Genomic DNA, 16,977 nt, shown 5'->3' with positions numbered 1-16,977 from the left:
GCCGGTTCGGGATCGCGTAGGGCTTCTCGACGAGGCCCTCGACCGCGGATGGGTCGACCGGCGTCTTCATCAGGGCGCCGAAATAGCGGCCGATCGGCCCCTCGCCGACCGTGCGCACCTCGATCGCAGTCGGCGTCCCGGCCCCGTCGAGGGCGGCGTGGAAGCGGCTGAAGCTCAAGGGACGCAACCCATCGCGGGCAAATTCCTCCTCGCGCGACCACAGCACCTTCACCGGCCGGCCGGTCGCCTTCGCGAGCAGGATCGCCTGCGGGAACGGGTTGCCGGACTCGTAGGGGAAGTGCCGGCCGAAGAAGCCGCCGAGCATCGGCGAGTGGATCCGGACCTTGTCGGGCGCCACGCCAGCGACCTTGGCCGAGATACCCTGGAACAGCTCCGGCATCTGGTTGGGCAGCCAGACGTCGAGGGTGCCGTCGGGATTGAAGCGGGCGATCGACGAGGGCGGCTCGAGCTGGGCGTGGGCCAGGTAGGGTGCGGCGTACTCCGCCTCAACTACCTTGGCGGCACGCGCGAAGGCGCCGGCGACGTCGCCCTCCGCTTCCGCCGCGTGGCCGGCCTCCGCAGAGCCTTTCAGCGCCGCGAGCAGCCCGTCGGAGGAGAAATCGGCCGCCACAGTGTCGAGGCCGGTCGCCCTCGGGGCGCTCCAGCGCACGGTCAGCGCCGCGACGGCCTTGCGCGCCCGCCACCAGCTGTCGGCGGCGACCGCCACCGCCCCGGGCAGGCGGTGGACCGAATGCACGCCGGGCATCGCACGGACGGCCGCTTCATTGTCGAGCCCGACCGGTTCGGTGCCGGGATGCGGCGCGTGCGCCACTGCAGCGTAGAGCATGCCCTCGACCTTCTGATCGATGGCATAGACGGCGCGGCCCGTCGCCTTGTCGCGCACATCGATCCGGGCCACCGGCTTGCCGATGTAGTGGAAGGTCTTGGGGTCGCGAAGCGGCGCGGACTCGTTGGGCTTGAGCGCCATCGCGTCGGCGGCGAGCGCGCCGTAGGCGAGCGTGCGGCCGGACGCGGCGCGGACCACGGTGCCGTCGCGGGTGGTGAGCTCGGCCGCCTGCACCTTGAGCCGGGCGGCGGCGGCACGCACCAGCATGTCGCGGGCGGTGGCCCCGAGCTGGCGCATCAGCGGATAGCTGGATCGCGTCGAGAAGCTGCCGCCGGTCATGCGGATGCCGTTGACGACCGCGTAATCCGGGCCGGGCGGGGCGCACTCGACCACGAAGCGCGCCGGGTCGACATCGAGCTCCTCGCCGACGATCTGGGCCATGCCGGTGGCGATGCCTTGGCCGCCCTCGACGAAGGGCGAGAGGAAGCGGACCGTCCCATCGGGGCGGAGCTCCAGGAAGGCCGGGACGCGGGTGCCGGGCTTGGGCGCGAACGCGCCTGCGCCCTCGGCGGGTCCCTGCGCTTCGGCCCGGGCGCGGTCGGGCAGCGCGACGGCGAGTACCAGCGCGCCGGCCGCGGCGCCGATGAGATTGCGTCGCGAGAGGATCACGGTACCGGTGCTGGCCCGAGAAGGTGTGCGCAGGATCTGGTCCATAGTCGCCCCCTCAGGCCGCGGCGTGCCGCACGGCAGCGGCGATGGCGTTGTAGGTGCCGCAGCGGCACAGGTTGGTCATGGCATTGGCGATATCGTCGTCGCTGGGCTTCGGCGTCTCGCGCAGGAGCGCGGTCGCGGCCATCACCTGGCCCGACTGGCAGTAGCCGCATTGCGGGACCTGCACGGCAACCCAAGCTTCGACCACCTTGCGGCCGACCGGATCGGCCTCCACCACCTCGATCGTCTCGACCTTGGCCGCGCCGACCGAATTCACCGTGATCTGGCACGAGCGGGTCGCCTGGCCGTCCATCAGCACGGTGCAGGCGCCGCATTGCGCGATGCCGCAGCCGTACTTGGTGCCGGTCATGCCCAGCGTGTCGCGCAGGACCCAGAGGAGTAGCGTATCGGGTTCGACATCGACGCAGCGGGACTGGCCGTTGATGGTCAGATCGAACATGGCGGACCTCTCCTGGATGGCAAGCGGGATGGCGGCCGGGGGTTCGAGCGCCCGCGGCCTGCCGGGATCGTGCGAGTGGAGCCTGTCGTAGGCGCCCGGCTGCGCGGGTGTCGTGCGAGGCCTCGTGAGATTCCGTGAGCCGGCGGCTCCATCAGACCTCGTCGCAGGCCTCGTTGCGGGCCTCTTCGCAGGCCGTCCCCGCCGGCCGGGCAGGTGGGCGGGTCGTCCGCCGGAAATCCTGGGGCGGCCGGCCGTAGAGGCGCAGGAAGGCGCGCCGCATCCGCTCGCGGTCAGCAAAGCCGACCCGGTCGGCGACGGCCTCGCACGAATGCCGGCCGTCGATCAGAAGCGCCCGGGCGGCCTCGGCGCGCAGCCGCTCGACGACCTTCGCAGGCGACTCGCCGAATTCGGCGGCGCAGGCCCGCCCGAACTGGCGCGGCGAGAGGTTCGCGACCGCGGCCATCCGGGCCACCGAGAGGTCGTCGCGCAGGTGCCGCCGGATGTGATCCAGGACTTTACGGATCCGGTTGGTCCGCGGTTCGAGCTCCAGGAGCCCGGAGGCCTGCGGATCCGCTCCCGGCCGTCGGCGGTCAAGGATCATCCGGCGCGCGATGGTGCGGGCGACGTCGGTGCCGAGATCGGCCTCGACGAGGGCGAGCGTCATGTCGATCCCCGCCATCATCCCGGCCGAGGTCCAGATCGGGCCGTCATTGACGAAGAGACGGTCCGACTCGATCCGGATGTCGGGGAAGCGCGCCTGCAGCTCGCGGGCGTGACGCCAATGCGTCGTGGCACGGCGCTGCGACAGGAGGCCGGCCTGCGCCAGGGTGAAAGCCCCGGTGCACAGGGCGCCGACCCGGCGCGACGTCGCCGCCGTCTCCCGGGTGAACGTGACCAGGGCGGCGGGGGCCGGTTCCGTGCCGATGCGGGCCGCCACCAGCAGCGTGTCGTAGATCTCCGGCTGCAGGGGGTGGCTCGCCACCGCGAAGCCGGCGGCGGTCGGGACCTCGCCGCCGCCCTCCGACACGAGGCGAGTCTCATAGACGCGATCCTCCATCAGGACGTTGGCGGCCTGGAAGACCGCAAGCGCCGCGATCGACATGAGTTGCAGGCCCGGGGCGACCACAACTCCAACCTTCCGCATCGGCTCGCCTGCCTGCTGCCGGACCGAACGGGAGGCGGTCGGGCTTCGGCGAATGTTAGACCATCAGGCGGGCGAGGCAGCGGCGGATCCGGACGTAGACGTCACGATTTCGGACATTCTCGGTCGATCGGACCGGACCATCGTTTCGACCGGTCACAGGGCGGCGACGGAGCCAGCCCCGGCGGGGACGCTGCGCGGCCCCGCCCCGTAGGCCCGCAGGAACGCCCGGCGCATCCGCTCGCGGTTGGAAAAACCCGTCTCGCGCGCGATCTCCTCGATCGGTAGGCGGCTCTGCTCCAGCATCAGCTTCGCCGCCTCCAGGCGGATGCGCTCCACCGCCTTGGACGGCGAGGCGCCGGTCTCCGCCCGGAACAGCCGGGTGAACTGGCGCGGGCTGAGGCAAGCCACCGCCGCCAGCGCCTCGGTTGTCAACGGCAGGTGCAGGTTGCGTCGCGCATAGGCCAGGACGGGCTGGATCCCGTCGGTGCGGGCGTCGAGATCGAGGAAGGCCGAGTGCTGCGCCTGGCCCCGGCCCGACGGCGCTCCATCACGAGGCCGCGGGCCACGCTGACGGCGAGGTCTCGGCCGTGGTCGTGCTCGATCATGCCGACCGCGAGATCAATGGCGGCCGACATGCCGGCCGAGGTCCAGAGGGTGTCGTCGACGACGTAGATCTTGTCGATGTCGAGCCGGCAGGCCGGATAGCGCGCGCGGAACTGCGGCGCGAAATGCCAGTGGGTGGTCGCGCGACGCCCGTCGAGCAGGCCGGCATCGCCCAGCATGAAGGCGCCCAGGCACAGCCCGGCGACCCGGCGCGTCGAGCGGGCGGCCGCGCGGAGATGGTCGGCGAGCCCGGGCGAGGTCGTCGGCGGATTGATACCGGCCGCGACGAGGAGCGTGTCGAAGGCCGCCGGGTCGCCGAGCGGCTCGGTGGCGAGGTCGGGGCCGAGGCCGGACCGCCGCGTTCCGACAGCAGGTGGACGTCGTAGAGCGCCGTCCCGGCGTAGCGGTTCGCCACCACGAACGGCGAGGTCACGGCGAGCCCCATGAAGTCGAAGTCGGGGCCGATCACCAGCCCCGTGCGGCGCGTCGTCGTCATCGGCTCCATCCCCTTTCTCGCGTGGCACCATCGGCCCGGGCTCCGGCCGTGGCAAGCATGGCGGCCGGAAACGAGGCATGATCATTCCGCTGGGGAAGGCGGGCGCCCAGGCGGAGGAATGTCCGGAAAGGTGGTATCTACGTCCGAGGACCCGGATGAACGGGGATACGGCTGCGCTATGGTGCGCCGGCCGGTTTCGCGCGCAGGGAGTGATCCCCGCAAGGGATGGAGCCGGCGGCGGCTCGGGCGATCGGCGTCGGGCGGATGCGGGAGCGGCGGCATGACGAAGGCAAGCGACGCCAAGGCGGGCCCGCCCGGCGCGGCGCGGCCGGAGATCGTGTTCGGCATCTTCACGCTGCTGCCCGAGCACCGGCGCCTTCTGGCGGGGTCGTCCGTCATCAAGCTCGGCAGCCGCGCCCTCGATCTCCTCATCCATCTCGCGTCGCGGCCCGGCGAGGTGATCAGCCATCGCGAGCTGACGGCGGCCACATGGGCCGGGGCGCAGGTCGAGGAGAGCAACCTCCGCTTCCAAATCGGGCAGCTGCGGAAGGCGCTCGCCGAGCACGCAGGAGGGGCCGAGCACGTGACGAGCGTGCCGGGCCGCGGCTACTGCTTCACCGCGACGGTGACGCCCGCCGCGCCGGCCCAGCCGGGGCCCATGATCCGGCCGGCCGGCGCGCCGCTCCTGCCGCCCGAGCCGTCGAACCTGATCGGCCGGTCCGCCGATGTCGGGATCCTGCTCGGATGCCTGGCGCGCCATCGGCTGGTGACGGTGGTCGGCACGGGCGGCGTCGGCAAGACGACGCTCGCAGCCGCGGTCATGCATCGGATCGGCGGCCCTGCCGGGCCGTCGCCGTCCTTCGTCGACCTAACGACGCTGGACGATCCCGGCCTGGTGCCGAGCGCCGTCGCCACGGCCCTGGGCGTTCCGGTCGGATCGGCCAACCCTATGCCGCAGGTCGTCAAGGTGCTGGCGGATACGGACGCCCTCCTCGTCCTCGACAATTGCGAGCACGTCATCGATGCCGTCGCGCTCGCGGCCGAGGCCATCCTCCGCGGCGCGCCCGCCGCGCGCATCCTCGCGACGAGCCGCGAACCGCTCCGTCTGTCCGGCGAGGCCGTCCACCACCTCCTGCCCCTGGCGGCGCCCTTCGCCGACGCGGACGACCCGCTCGCCTTCTCGGCGGTCCAGCTCTTCTGCGACCGGGCACGCCTGCAATCGCCCGACCTCGCCCTCGATCCGGCCCAGGCCCGGCTCGTCGGCGAGATCTGCCGGCAGGTCGACGGTCTTCCCCTGGCGATCGAACTCGTCGCGGCGCGCATGCGGACCCTGGGTCTCGCCGGCCTCGTCGAGCTTCTGCGCAACGGCGCCGAGCTCGCCCACCGCAGCGCCGTCCCCCGCCACCGCAGCCTTCAGGCCACCTTCGACTGGAGCTACGCCCTCCTGTCCGAGGCCGAGGCCCGCACGCTGCGGACCCTGTCGATCTTCACCGGCCACTTCTCGCTGAATGCGGCCCTGTCGGTCCTCGACGACGGCACGGACCGGTCCGATCACCTGGAGGTCCTCAGTGCGCTGGCCGACAAGTCCCATCTCGTGCTGGAGGCCGCCCAGGGCGGCGCCCGCTACCGCCTGCTCCAGATGACGCGCCAATTCGCCCTCCGGAAGCTCCGGGCGGCGGGCGAGGAAGCGGGCATCGCCCGCCGGCACGTCGCCTGCTACGCAGGCCTGCTCGAGGGCGCGCGGGCGGCGAGCGGGACGCGGCACGGTGGCGACGGGGTGGCGGCCCTCGCCTTCGAGATCGGCAACGTCCGTGCCGCGCTGGTCTGGGCGTTCGGGCCGGGCGGCGACGCGCAGCTGGCGGTCCGGCTCGTGGCCTGTTCCGCGCCCCTGTTCCTTCACCTGTCGCTGCTGGCCGAATGCGTCGACTGGACCGGGCGGGCGCTCGGGGCAAAGGAATTCACCGCGCTCGGGCCGAAGCTGCGGCTCGAGCTGAAGGCGGCACGAAGCGTCGCCCTGCGCTACACCAGGGGCAACGGCGAGGATGCGCGGACCGCGCTCCACGAGGCCCTGGACCTGGCGGAGGCCGAGCAGGATCTCGCCTACCAGATCCGGTTGCTGGAGGGCCTGTACATCTTCGCGCTCCGCCTCGCGGACTTCAAGGCCGCGATGGCCTATGCGGAGCGCGGCCGCGCCAGCGTCTGGCACTCGCTCACCGATACCGGCCTCGCGACCGGCGACTGGATGGTGGGCGTTCTCGATCACTTCATGGGGCGTCAGGCCGAGGCGCGACTGCGCTGCGGGCACGCCCTGCGCAACTTCCCGCTCCAGCGCCGGCCCGAGGTGGTCCGCTTCGGCATCGACCAGCGCATGCTGGCCCACTGCGCCATCGCCCGCGCGCTGTGGGTGCAGGGCCTGCCCGACCAGGCGGCCACGGCCGTTGACGGGGTGGTGCGGGAGATCGATGCGATCGGCCATCCCGTCTCGCTGTGCACGGCTTTGCTCTGGACGGCGCCGGTCGCCCTTTGGTCGGGCGATCTCGACCGGGCGGCGGAGGCGCTCGCCACGGGGCGGGTGCTGGCCTCCCGGCACTCGCTTGTCCCTTACGAGCTTCTCGCCCGGGCGCTGACCGGGCAGCTCCACGCGCTTCGCGGCGTTCTGGAGAGCGGCATCGCGCTCCTGTCCGAGGGCCTGGCAGGACTCGTCGAGGTGTCGCACCTGACGATGAACTCGGCCCTGCAGCTCGCCCTCGCCGAGGCCCTGATCGAGGCGGGCCGACCCGGCGAGGCCCTCGCCGAAGCCGGGTCCGCCCTCGTCCGCATCGAGCGCGACGAGGAGCTCACGCTCGTCCCCGAGGCGTGGCGCATCAAGGGCCGGGCCCTCGCGGCTCAGGAAGCGGACCGGGAGGCGGAGCGTGCGGAGGAGGCCTTCCGCCACGCCCTCCAGATCGCGCAGGATCAGGGGGCGTTGTCCTATCGCCTCCGAGCCGCGACGGATCTCGCCGAGTACCTCTCCCGCCGGGGTCGTACCGGCGAGGCGCCAGGCCTGCTCTCGCACGTCTGCGATGCGCTGACGGAGGGCCGTTCCACCCGGGATGTCCTGAGGGCGACGCGCCTTCTCGAGCGCCTGACCGCGTGACGGGGGCCCGGGCGCGCCCGCGCGGCTCGCTTCGTCCCGTCTCACAGGATCTCACAAGCCCTCTCGGTACATCTCCCGCCCTCGCCGATATCACCGGGGGACAGGTTCGAGCGGGCCGTGGTCACGGCAGACGGTCGCAGGCGGGACGTCGAGATCGAGCCGGCGGAACCGAGATGCAGGCCGCGATCCGCAACCACCGGCGGCGACCGGGCCAGCGCGGGTCCTCGACCAACGGCCGAGCTATGAACTAACAACTGCGCCTCGTCGTGATGGGGCGCAGCGATCTTGAGATGAAGCCGCGCGACCGGGCAATGACCCGACCGAAGTGCGAGAGGACGAGGCGAGAGCATGACGGTATCGAACAAGCCGGCTTCCGGGCAGACGACGGCGCGCGTGCTCCTCGCCAGCCTGATCGGCACCACCGTCGAGTTCTACGACTTCTACATCTACGCCACCGCCGCGAGCCTGGTCTTCGGGCCGCTGTTCTTCCCGGCCGCGCTGCAATCGGCCGAGCTGATCAGCGCCTATGCGAGCTTCGGCCTCGCCTTCGTGGCCCGGCCGATCGGCGGCGCGGTATTCGGGCATTTCGGCGACCGGGTCGGGCGCAAGGCGACGCTCGTCGCCTCGCTCCTGCTGATGGGACTCTCGACCTCGGCGATCGGCCTTTTGCCGACCTTCGCGCTCGCCGGCTGGCTCGCGCCCGCCCTGCTCTGCCTCCTGCGCTTCGGGCAGGGCCTGGCGCTCGGCGGCGAGTGGAGCGGGGCCGCCCTTCTGGCGCTCGAGAACGCCCCGCCGGGCTGGCGGGCGCGCTACGCCATGTTCGCGCCGCTCGGCGCGCCCCTCGGCTTCTTCGTTGCCAACGGGCTGTTCCTGGTCCTCACCCTGGCCCTGACGCCGGAGCAGTTCGCCGATTGGGGCTGGCGGGTGCCGTTCCTGCTCAGCGTGCCGCTGGTGTGGCTCGGGCTTTGGGTGCGCACCCATCTCGGCGAGACCGAGGAATTCGCCGCCTCGCTCAAGGAGGCGAAGCCTCCGCGCGCGCCGCTCGTTGAGCTGATGCGCCTCCATGCCGGCCAGGTGGTCGCCGGGATCTTCGGGGTCGTGGCCTGCTTCTCGCTGTTCTGGACCGCGACCGCCTTCGCGCTCGGCTACGGCACGACGACGCTCGGCCATTCCCGGGCATCGTTCCTCCTGGTCGAGCTCGGCGCGATCCTGTTCATGGCCGCCGCGATCGTCACCGCGAGCTGGCTGTCCGACCGGGTGGACCCGACCCGCGTCCTCATCGTCGGCTGTGCCGGGACGATCGTCGCCGGCATCCTGCTGGCACCGATGCTCGGCAGCGGATCGCTCGTCACGACCTTCGTGTTCCTGGCCTTCGCTCTCTGGGTGATGGGCTTCGTCAACGGGCCGCTCGGGGCCTGGCTGCCGAGCCTGTTTCCGCCGCGGGTGCGCTACTCGGGCACCTCGGTCGCCTTCAATGTGGGCGGCATCGTCGGCGGCGCGTTCTCGCCGATGATCGCTCAGGGACTCGCCGAGCGCAGCGGCCTGACCGCGGTCGGCTTCTACCTCGCGCTGACCGGCGGGATCAGCCTGATCGCCTTCGACGTGAGCGCCCGCCGGCGCACCCTTGGGGCGCTCGCCCGCAGCGAGCGGCGCTATCGCGCGCTGTTCGAGCAGGCCCACGTCGCGCTCTGCGAGATCGACCTGTCCGCCGTGCACGAGGCGGTGACGACGTCGAGTGGCGCGCAGGCCCCCGGGTCCATCCTTCACGAAGCCATCGCGCGTCGCGATGCCTCGCCCGACGTGACGCTGGTCGACGTGAACGAGGCGACGGTGCAGCTCCTCGGCGGCGCCTCACGAGAGTCTGTGCTCGGCTCGATGACCTACTTCCTGCCGCCGGGCAGCGACCTCCTCGCAATCCTCCTCGCGCGGCTCGGCCAAGGCGGCGGCCGGTTCGAGATGCAGGGGAAGCTCCTGCGTGCCGACGGCCGGGAGGTCACCGCGATCCTCGTCATGGCGCTGCCCGACGACGATTCGGGCTACGACCGGGTTCCTTGCGCGATGATCGACGTGACCGAGCGCGAGCGCGCCAAGGAGGCGCTGCTCGCCGCGCAGAGCGAGCTCGCCCGGGCCGGCCGGGTCGCGACGGTGGGGGCGATCTCGGCCTCGATCGCCCACGAGGTCAACCAGCCGATCGGCGCCATGGTGATGAGCGCCGAAGCATGCCTGCGCTGGCTGCGGCGCGAGACACCCGACCTCGCGGCCGCCGAGCGCGCGGCCGAGCGGGCGGTGCGCGACGGCATGCGGGCGAGCCAGATCGTCCAGCGGACCCGCGAGCAGCTCCGGCGCGACCGGCGCCCCCTTGAGATCGTCGACCTGCGCGACGTCCTCGCCGAAGCAACAAACCTCCTCGACCGCGAGATCTCCGCCGCCTCGGCGACCCTGCGCATGCGCATCTCGGTGCCCGAGGCCCGGGTCCTCGCCGATCGGGTCGAGCTGCAGCAGGTCGTCGTCAACCTGGTGATGAACGGCCTGCACGCGATGCGGACGGTGCCGGAGACCCGGCGACGGCTCGATGTCGCGCTCTCCGCCCCGTCGCCGGATGGGGTCCGGCTGACGGTGAGCGATTGCGGCACCGGCATCGCTCCCGACCAGCTGCCGAAACTTTTCAGCCCCTTCTTCACCACCAAGCGCGACGGGATGGGTATCGGCCTGTCGATCTGCAAGGCGATCGTCGAGGCCCATGGCGGGACGCTCTGCGGCCGCAACAACGAGGGACCGGGCGCGACCTTCGCGGTCGAGCTGCCCCTGCACGAGGAGGCGGCCCGCGCCGCGGCGGCCGAGCCAGCCACCGCGGACGCCTGAAAGCGCGCTCAGCGAGCCGACACGGCCGCGAACAGAGCGTTCAGCCCCTCCGCGGTCGTCGGATGCGCCAGGATCGCATCGCGCAACGCGGTGTAGGGCAGCCCCGCCAGCATCGCGACCTGCACCGCCGCCATGACCTCGCCGGCGTCGGCGCCCATCATCGCGAAGCCGAGGATGCGGTCGTCCGGCCCGATCACCGCCTTCATGAAGCCGTCGGTCAGGCCCGTGGTCCGGGTGCGCAGCACCGCCCGCATCGGCAGCTTGGCGACCCGGATCGCCGCGCCGCCTGCCCGCGCTTCCGCCTCGCTCGCGCCCACGCGGGCGAGAGGCGGGTCGGTGAACAGGCAGTAGGGCATCTGACGGCCGGCGGTGGAGCGCCCGCCGCCCTTCAGCGCGTCTCGCACCACCCTGTAATCGTCGGCCGAGGCGTGGGTGAAGGCCGGGCTGCCGGCGCATTCGCCGATCGCCCAGATGCCCGGCGCCGTCGTGGCGAGGCGGTCGTCGACCCGGATCGTGCCGCGCTCCGTCACCGCAACACCGGCGAGGTCGAGCCCGATTCCGTCGGTATTGGGCGTGCGCCCCGCCGCGACCAGGATGTGGCTGCCCGCCACAACGGACTCGCCGTCGCTCGAGCGCACGACGACCTTGACGGCATCGCCCGAGCGGCCGCGCGCCCTCACCACAGCGGTGCCGGTCCGCAGCGCGATCCCCTCGGCCTTAAGGAGCCGCGCCAGCTCGTCCGCCACGTCCGCATCCTCGCGGCCCGCAATCCGCTCGCCGCGCTCGATCACCGTGACGGTGCTGCCGAACCGGCGATAGGCCTGCGCCAGTTCGAGGCCGACATAGCCGCCGCCCAGCACGATCAGGTGGTCGGGCAGGGCGTCGAGTTCGAGCGTCTCGATGTTGGTCAGCGGCTCCGCCTCGCGCAGGCCCGGAACGTCCGGAATCGCCGGGCGCGTGCCGAGGTTCAGAACGATGGTGTCGGCGGTGAGCACCCGCTCCCCGCCCGCGTTCAGGTCGACCGCGACCGTCTTCGGGCCCGTGAACCGCGCGCTGCCCATGACCAGCTCGGCGCCGCTGTCGCGGTACTTGTCGAGGTGCATCTCGACGAGGCCGGCCACCATCGCCCGCTTGCGCTGGACCACGCGGCGCATGTCGACCCGGACCGGGCCGGTCTCGACGCCGTAGCGGTCCGCGTTCCGGGCGAGATGGGCGATCTCGGCGCTCCAGATCTCGTTCTTGCTCGGCAGGCAGTTGGTGTTGGGGCAGGATCCGCCGATCCAGCGGCGCTCGACCACCGCGACCCGCTGCCCCGCTTTCGCCAGATCCCAGGCCAGGAACTTGCCGCCCTCGCCGCTGCCGATCACCACGGCGTCGTATCGTTCGCTCATCGCGTGTCCTCCTCGAAGCGGGTAGCCGATGGGCGGACCTCGGCGGTCCGCCCGGGGCGTGTCTCAGACCGGGATCGGGTTGGCGACCAGGCCTGCGTTGAAGGCATCGACCATTGCGTGCTCCTTGGCGCCGGGATTGTCGCGCACGGAGCGCACAGCCTCGACGACGACTTCCTCGGCCTCGGTGCCGAGCCCGGTCATCGTCTCTGCGATGAAGGCGTCGAGAGGCATGGCGCGCGGATCGCCGCTCTTCTTGATGAGGTCGGTATCGACCCAGGGCGGCGCGATCTCCTGCACGGTGACGCGGGTGTTGCGCAGCATGAAGCGTTGCGAGAGCGTGTAGGCGTGCAGGGCCGCCTTGCTGGCCGAATAGACCGCCGTGCTCGCCAGCGGCAGAAAGGCGAGGATCGAGGTGTTGTTGACGATCGTCGCCCGCGGCTGCGCCTTCAGGTGCTCGATCAGGGCGGAGGTCATCCGGATCGGCCCGAGCAGGTTGGTGGTCAGGATCGCCTGGGCGACCGCATCGTCGATGATTCCGGAAGCGTCGTCGAACGGCATGATGCCGGCATTGTTGAACAGCACGTTGAGCGCCGGGAACTCGGCCACGACCCGGGCTGCAGCAGCCTTGATCGCCTCCGGATCATTGATGTCGAGGGCGATCGAGGACATCCCGGGATTGGCCCGTGTCACCTCGTCGAGGAGCGCCTGGCGGCGGCCCGCGACGATCACCTGATTGCCGAGCCGGTGAAAGGCCTCGGCGAAGCCGCGGCCGATGCCGGAGGTGCCGCCGGTGATGAGGATGGTGTTGCCGGTGAGCTGCATCGTTTCGTCTCCAAGGGCATGGGCCGGATGGGCATGGACCGGACGACCGGAGTCGCACCGCTCGGGGCGGGTCCTCCCGGACGAGGGGATCGGTCGTGCGGCGGGTTCGAGGAAGGCCGGCCCCGTGGATCGATGCCTCAGGGCCGGCGACGAGGATCAGCTTACCGGTTCGGCCCGGCCGCGATATCGACGGCTGGTCTGAGCGCGATCACACCTTGCGCATGCGTGATCATACGAAGGTGTCAGGCGATGCTCCGCACACGTTGATTGACGCAAGGACAGTTTTTGTTTTGGTGGGCTCGGTCCCGTCGCGCGCGGAATGCGGTGTCACCACGATGAATACGGATCGTCCACCGGAACGGGACGAATAGCTTGGCCGTCACCTTGAGCCGGATTGGTCCGTTGACTATGCCGGTGGGCGAGGGAGCAGCGAGGCTCGCGAGGACTCGGCGATGACGGTGGCAGGCAACATCCGAGGCCCGGGCGCGAGCCCGCCCGCCGCGGCGGCGGCGACGGCCCCGCTCGTGGTCATCGTCGAGGATGACGAGGGGATCCGCGAGGGTCTCCAAGACCTGCTACGGTCGGTCGGCCTCGACGCGGTCGCCTTCGGATCGACAGCCGACCTGCTCGCGGCGAGCCTGCCGGACAGACCGGGCTGCCTCGTCCTCGATGTCCGGCTGCCCGGCGCCAGCGGGCTCGACCTGCAAGCGAAGCTCGCCGCGATGGGCAGCCGCCTGCCGATCATCTTCATGACCGGCCATGGCGATATCCCGATGAGCGTCCGGGCGATGAAGGCGGGGGCGCTCGACTTCCTGACGAAGCCCTTTCGCGACCAGGACATGCTCGACGCGATCGCCGTCGCGATCGAGCGGGACCGAGCGTGGCGGACCGAGAGCGCGGGCACGGCCGAACTCGCCCGCCTGGCCGCGACCCTGACCGCCCGCGAGGCCGAGGTGATGCAGCACGTCGTCCAGGGGCTGCTCAACAAGCAGATCGCCCACACCCTCGGCATCAGCGAGATCACGGTGAAGATCCACCGCGGCAACGTCATGCGCAAGATGCAGGCTGGCTCGGTCGCCGACCTCGTGCGCAAGGCCGAGGCGCTGAAGGTGTCGGAGGGCTGACGGTCCCGCCGCTCTCCGCACCCGGCGGGGTTCGTCGATTGTCCCCGCGGAGCGGCACGGACGGCCGGGGACGATCCGGTCGCACCACACCATCGTATGATTCCGTTCGATCGACGCCTGGCCCATCTCAGGCGGGGGTGAGCATGCCCATAGGACACCGGAAAGGACGCCCTTTGTCGGTCGGGAAGACAACGGTTGCCATCGTCGACGACGACGAGGGGATGCTGGACGCGATGTCCGGCTTCCTCGAGTCGCTGGGCTACGAGGCCGTGGCGTTCAGTTCGGGCGCGGCGTTCCTGGCTTCCGACACGTTCCTTGGCGCTGAGGCGCCGGGCCGTCTCGCGGGGCAACTGGCCTGCCTCCTGACGGACGTGGACATGCCGGGCATCAACGGCCTGGAACTGCAGGAGCGCGTGAGGCGGACCCGGCCCGATCTGCCGATCATCATGATGACGGGGTTCTACGACGATGCGATCCGCCGGCGCGCCCTCGCCGGCGGGGCGCGGGACCTCCTGCGCAAGCCCCTCGCAGCCGACGCGCTGATCCGCTGCCTTGAGGACACCGTCCGGTCCTGACCGCGGCCATTCCGTGGGATGCGCCGCAAGGCCGCGCGGACGCGCCGGCCGGAGGCGTCGAGCCTTCGGTCGGCGAGCCCGCGCGGCCCTAACCCGGTCCTAGGCGTTGGCTCTCCCAACGCCCTTCGGGCGGGTTCGCCGGACCCATGTCCGGCGGACCCGTCTCCTGGTTTCACTCCGGAATCAGGGCGTCGGCGGGCCCGCCGGCATGGCTGCCCGGGTAGCGGTAGGCCGGGTCCGTCGCCCCGCGCGTCACCGGAACGGGCGCGCCCGCCGGCACCAGCGCGTTGGCCGGCCCGCCCGCATGGGTGCCGGAATAGCGATAGTTCGGATCGACTGGGCGATGCACCACCGGAGCTGGTGCTCCTTCGGGGATGAGTGCGCCGGCGGGCCCCCCGGAATGCTGGCCCGAGTACCGGTAAGCGGACGGGGCGTCTTGCGCTGTCGCGCCACTGGTGGAGGCAGCGAGGATCAACGTGCAGAGCAGGTACCGTCTGGTCATGGTCACTTCCTCGTCTCGGTCGATGAGCCTTCGTTTCCGCTCGAAGACAAGATCAATCTAGCTAAGACGGCACCGCGCGGCAGTCAGACCAGCGTCTGCCGACATCGTGACGACAGATGATAGCCTCATACCGCAGTATAGGTCCGCGGGCTTGCGTCAGTGGTGAGGGGCGCATCACGGGTCGGCCGCGGCAAACCTCCGTATGATTCCACGCCTCACGGCCATGATGCATGGTTCGGCCCATCGACGCGCCGTCCCGGGTTGGGACCAATCGAGGAGGTAGCAATGGGACCGATGGTGGCGATGCCGGCCGGCGGCGATGCTCTCACCCGTGCCGAGGCCGCCCGCAATGCGATGTCCCGGCTCCTCGCCGTCGCCGGGCACGATCTCAAGCAGCCGCTTCAGGTCGCCCTCATGGCCATCGAGCGCGCTGTCTCCGACGGCGTCGCGCCGCGCGCTGCCGCGCGGCTCGGTCTGGCCAGCGACGCCCTGGTGCGCCTCGGCCGCGAGCTCGACGACATCGCCCGCACGTCACAGGTCGGTGGGGCGCCACCGCGCCTCGGCCCGGTGCCACTCGGCCCCCTCCTCGCCGCGGTCGCGGCCGAATGGCAACCCTATGCCGAGGCGGTCGGGGTCCGGCTGCACGTGCGCGGCTCGGACCTGTGGGCGGAGAGCGAGGCCGCGATGCTCTCGACGATCCTGCGCAACCTCGTCGGCAACGCCGTCAAGTATGCAGGCCGGGGCGGACAGGTCGTCATCGGGTGCCGACGGCGGGGAGGACGGATCGCGATCGAGGTCCACGACGACGGGCCCGGCATTCCGCCGGAGCGCCTCACCGGAATCTTCGAAGCCTTCGATCGGGCCGGGCGCCGCGACGGAGCCGGGCTCGGCCTCGGTCTTCACATCGTGCACCAGACCGCCCAGGCAATCGGCCATCCGGTCAGCGTGCAATCCCGTTGCGGCCGAGGATCGGTCTTCGGCGTGATCGTGGAGCGGTCTGCTACCCTAACACCGAAGGGGGGCAAGTCCCGCGGATGAGGCGGTCCCGACGGTGCGGGACGGCTCATCCTGCCGCGCAAACGGCATCTCCTCCACAGATCTAATATCTTCGTATGAAACTCTCAAATGAATGTATGTTACCGCATATACTCTGCGATAATAATATATAGCGACCGACGATTTATATTAAAGACAGGCGCCATGCATTACGGATGGCGCAATTTCGGAGATATGCAGATGTTGTACCGCCTGATCTTCGTCGCGACCATCCTTGCCGCGACCGACGGCAGCGCCCTCGCGCAAAAGACGCACATGATCGATGTGTGGGGTGCGCGGATCGAGGTGCCGAATGAGGGCCCCGGTGGCCTGTTCGCCGGCGGGGCGACGTCTCCTGACGGCGCCGATACGGTGAAGAGCGCGGCGAAGTCCGGAGTGCCGGCCGCGCGGCCCCTGGCGCACACCGCTCCTGCCAGTCTGGAGACGAGGCGGCGGCCTTGAGCCCCACCAGAGATCCACGGGCGACGGTCAAGACGAACATCCGGTTGTAACGACCGGACCTATGCGTTTCGGATGGAAGAGGCGGTGCCATGGACGCCTCGTCGCGGACGCCACGCCGCTCGTCCGAGCGGCGATCGAACCCCCGGCGCGATCTCGACGGGGTTCCTCGTGTCGGCCTCGGCCGTCGACCCCCGCCCGGCTTCGACAGCCTGCGATTCTCGAACATGCGGGTCGCCCCTCTGTCGCTGAAACAATTTTGCGCCCTTCGTTCAATGCAAGAGGACAAATCCAAGATATATAAAATATAAATCTAGATATATCACAAAATTTCCCAGGCATCTGGAAGGATCTATCTATGTCAAACAACGTATCATATCCCGATAAGCCACGGATCGCAGTGGCTGGAGCGACTGGCCGGGTCGGCGCCAAACTGATTGAGAACCTGATCAATGATCCGGTCGAGATCGTCGCGCTGACACGCGATCCAAACACTGATCGCCTAGCAGCGCATGTCACTTCGGCCGTCGTGGATTTCGATGCACCCGCCACCTTGTCCGAGGCACTACGCGGTGCGGACCGACTGTTCCTCGCTCATGGGACGTCGACTCGGCAGGTTGCGAACGAGATCGCGCTGATCGATGCGGCCATGGCTGCGGGCGTATCGCACATCGTCAAGTTGTCCGTGATGGGACCTCCCACGCGCCTGCATCCGTGAACCGCTCCGGGTTTTTCGGAGGCAGATTGTTTTGAGTCAGGCGGCCAAGGCTTGGTCGCCGACGTGAGCATGATAGCGCGCTTCGGCCTCGG

13 protein-coding genes and 1 pseudogene are annotated in these 16,977 nt (G+C 70.6%); 7 read left to right on the top strand and 7 right to left on the bottom strand.

What is annotated here, in order from left to right:
- From ABZT49_RS16770 to ABZT49_RS16755, 4 genes and pseudogenes are all read right to left on the bottom strand, one after another.
- Positions 1-1,561 (bottom strand): molybdopterin cofactor-binding domain-containing protein (locus tag ABZT49_RS16770; RefSeq protein ID WP_355287276.1); only part of this gene is annotated, 1,561 nt, incomplete at its 3' end.
- Positions 1,562-1,571: 10 nt separating this feature from the next.
- A complete protein-coding gene (locus ABZT49_RS16765; protein ID WP_355287274.1) occupies positions 1,572-2,018 on the bottom strand; it encodes a (2Fe-2S)-binding protein in 447 nt (148 codons plus the stop codon).
- Between the two features lie 151 nt (positions 2,019-2,169).
- Positions 2,170-3,162, bottom strand: coding sequence for a GlxA family transcriptional regulator (locus ABZT49_RS16760; protein ID WP_355287272.1), 993 nt, complete (start codon positions 3,160-3,162; stop codon positions 2,170-2,172).
- A 153-nt stretch (positions 3,163-3,315) separates the two neighbouring features.
- Positions 3,316-4,261 (bottom strand): annotated as a pseudogene (locus tag ABZT49_RS16755) (GlxA family transcriptional regulator).
- 280 nt (positions 4,262-4,541) lie between these two features.
- On the opposite strand from ABZT49_RS16755, the gene ABZT49_RS16750 reads away from it, so the two are divergent.
- A complete protein-coding gene (locus ABZT49_RS16750) occupies positions 4,542-7,397 on the top strand; it encodes a winged helix-turn-helix domain-containing protein (protein WP_355287270.1) in 2,856 nt (951 codons plus the stop codon).
- 348 nt (positions 7,398-7,745) lie between these two features.
- Positions 7,746-10,259: an MFS transporter gene (locus tag ABZT49_RS16745; protein ID WP_355287268.1), complete on the top strand. Its 2,514-nt coding sequence runs from the start codon at positions 7,746-7,748 to the stop codon at positions 10,257-10,259.
- An 8-nt stretch (positions 10,260-10,267) separates the two neighbouring features.
- Here ABZT49_RS16745 and ABZT49_RS16740 read toward each other — a convergent pair whose 3' ends face one another.
- Positions 10,268-11,650, bottom strand: coding sequence for a mercuric reductase (locus ABZT49_RS16740; protein WP_355287266.1), 1,383 nt, complete (start codon positions 11,648-11,650; stop codon positions 10,268-10,270).
- Between the two features lie 63 nt (positions 11,651-11,713).
- Positions 11,714-12,472 carry an SDR family NAD(P)-dependent oxidoreductase gene (locus ABZT49_RS16735; RefSeq protein WP_355287264.1) on the bottom strand — a complete coding sequence of 253 codons (759 nt, stop codon included), beginning with the start codon at positions 12,470-12,472 and terminating at the stop codon, positions 11,714-11,716.
- A gap of 452 nt (positions 12,473-12,924) precedes the next feature.
- Between ABZT49_RS16735 and ABZT49_RS16730 the strand changes: the two genes are divergently transcribed.
- Both ABZT49_RS16730 and ABZT49_RS16725 read left to right on the top strand, forming a co-directional pair.
- Positions 12,925-13,596, top strand: coding sequence for a response regulator transcription factor (locus tag ABZT49_RS16730; RefSeq protein ID WP_355287262.1), 672 nt, complete (start codon positions 12,925-12,927; stop codon positions 13,594-13,596).
- A 173-nt stretch (positions 13,597-13,769) separates the two neighbouring features.
- Entirely contained in the window at positions 13,770-14,171 is a 402-nt protein-coding gene (locus ABZT49_RS16725; protein ID WP_355287260.1) for a response regulator, read from the top strand.
- A 172-nt stretch (positions 14,172-14,343) separates the two neighbouring features.
- Here ABZT49_RS16725 and ABZT49_RS16720 read toward each other — a convergent pair whose 3' ends face one another.
- Positions 14,344-14,523, bottom strand: coding sequence for a hypothetical protein (locus ABZT49_RS16720; RefSeq protein WP_355287258.1), 180 nt, complete (start codon positions 14,521-14,523; stop codon positions 14,344-14,346).
- A gap of 453 nt (positions 14,524-14,976) precedes the next feature.
- Here ABZT49_RS16720 and ABZT49_RS16715 point away from each other — a divergent pair, with 453 nt between their 5' ends.
- From ABZT49_RS16715 to ABZT49_RS16705, 3 genes are all read left to right on the top strand, one after another.
- Positions 14,977-15,711: a HAMP domain-containing sensor histidine kinase gene (locus ABZT49_RS16715; protein WP_355287256.1), complete on the top strand. Its 735-nt coding sequence runs from the start codon at positions 14,977-14,979 to the stop codon at positions 15,709-15,711.
- A gap of 198 nt (positions 15,712-15,909) precedes the next feature.
- Positions 15,910-16,170, top strand: a complete 261-nt coding sequence (locus ABZT49_RS16710) for a hypothetical protein (protein WP_355287254.1) — start codon at positions 15,910-15,912, stop codon at positions 16,168-16,170.
- Between the two features lie 355 nt (positions 16,171-16,525).
- Positions 16,526-16,885, top strand: a complete 360-nt coding sequence (locus ABZT49_RS16705; RefSeq protein WP_355287252.1) for an NAD(P)H-binding protein — start codon at positions 16,526-16,528, stop codon at positions 16,883-16,885.
- Positions 16,886-16,977 lie beyond the last annotated feature (92 nt).

Origin of the sequence: Methylobacterium sp. EM32, from assembly GCF_040593685.1 — a bacterium.
GTDB lineage: Bacteria > Pseudomonadota > Alphaproteobacteria > Rhizobiales > Beijerinckiaceae > Methylobacterium.
Note: the sequence above shows the minus strand (reverse complement) of the source record. Positions and strands in the feature narration are given on the sequence as shown.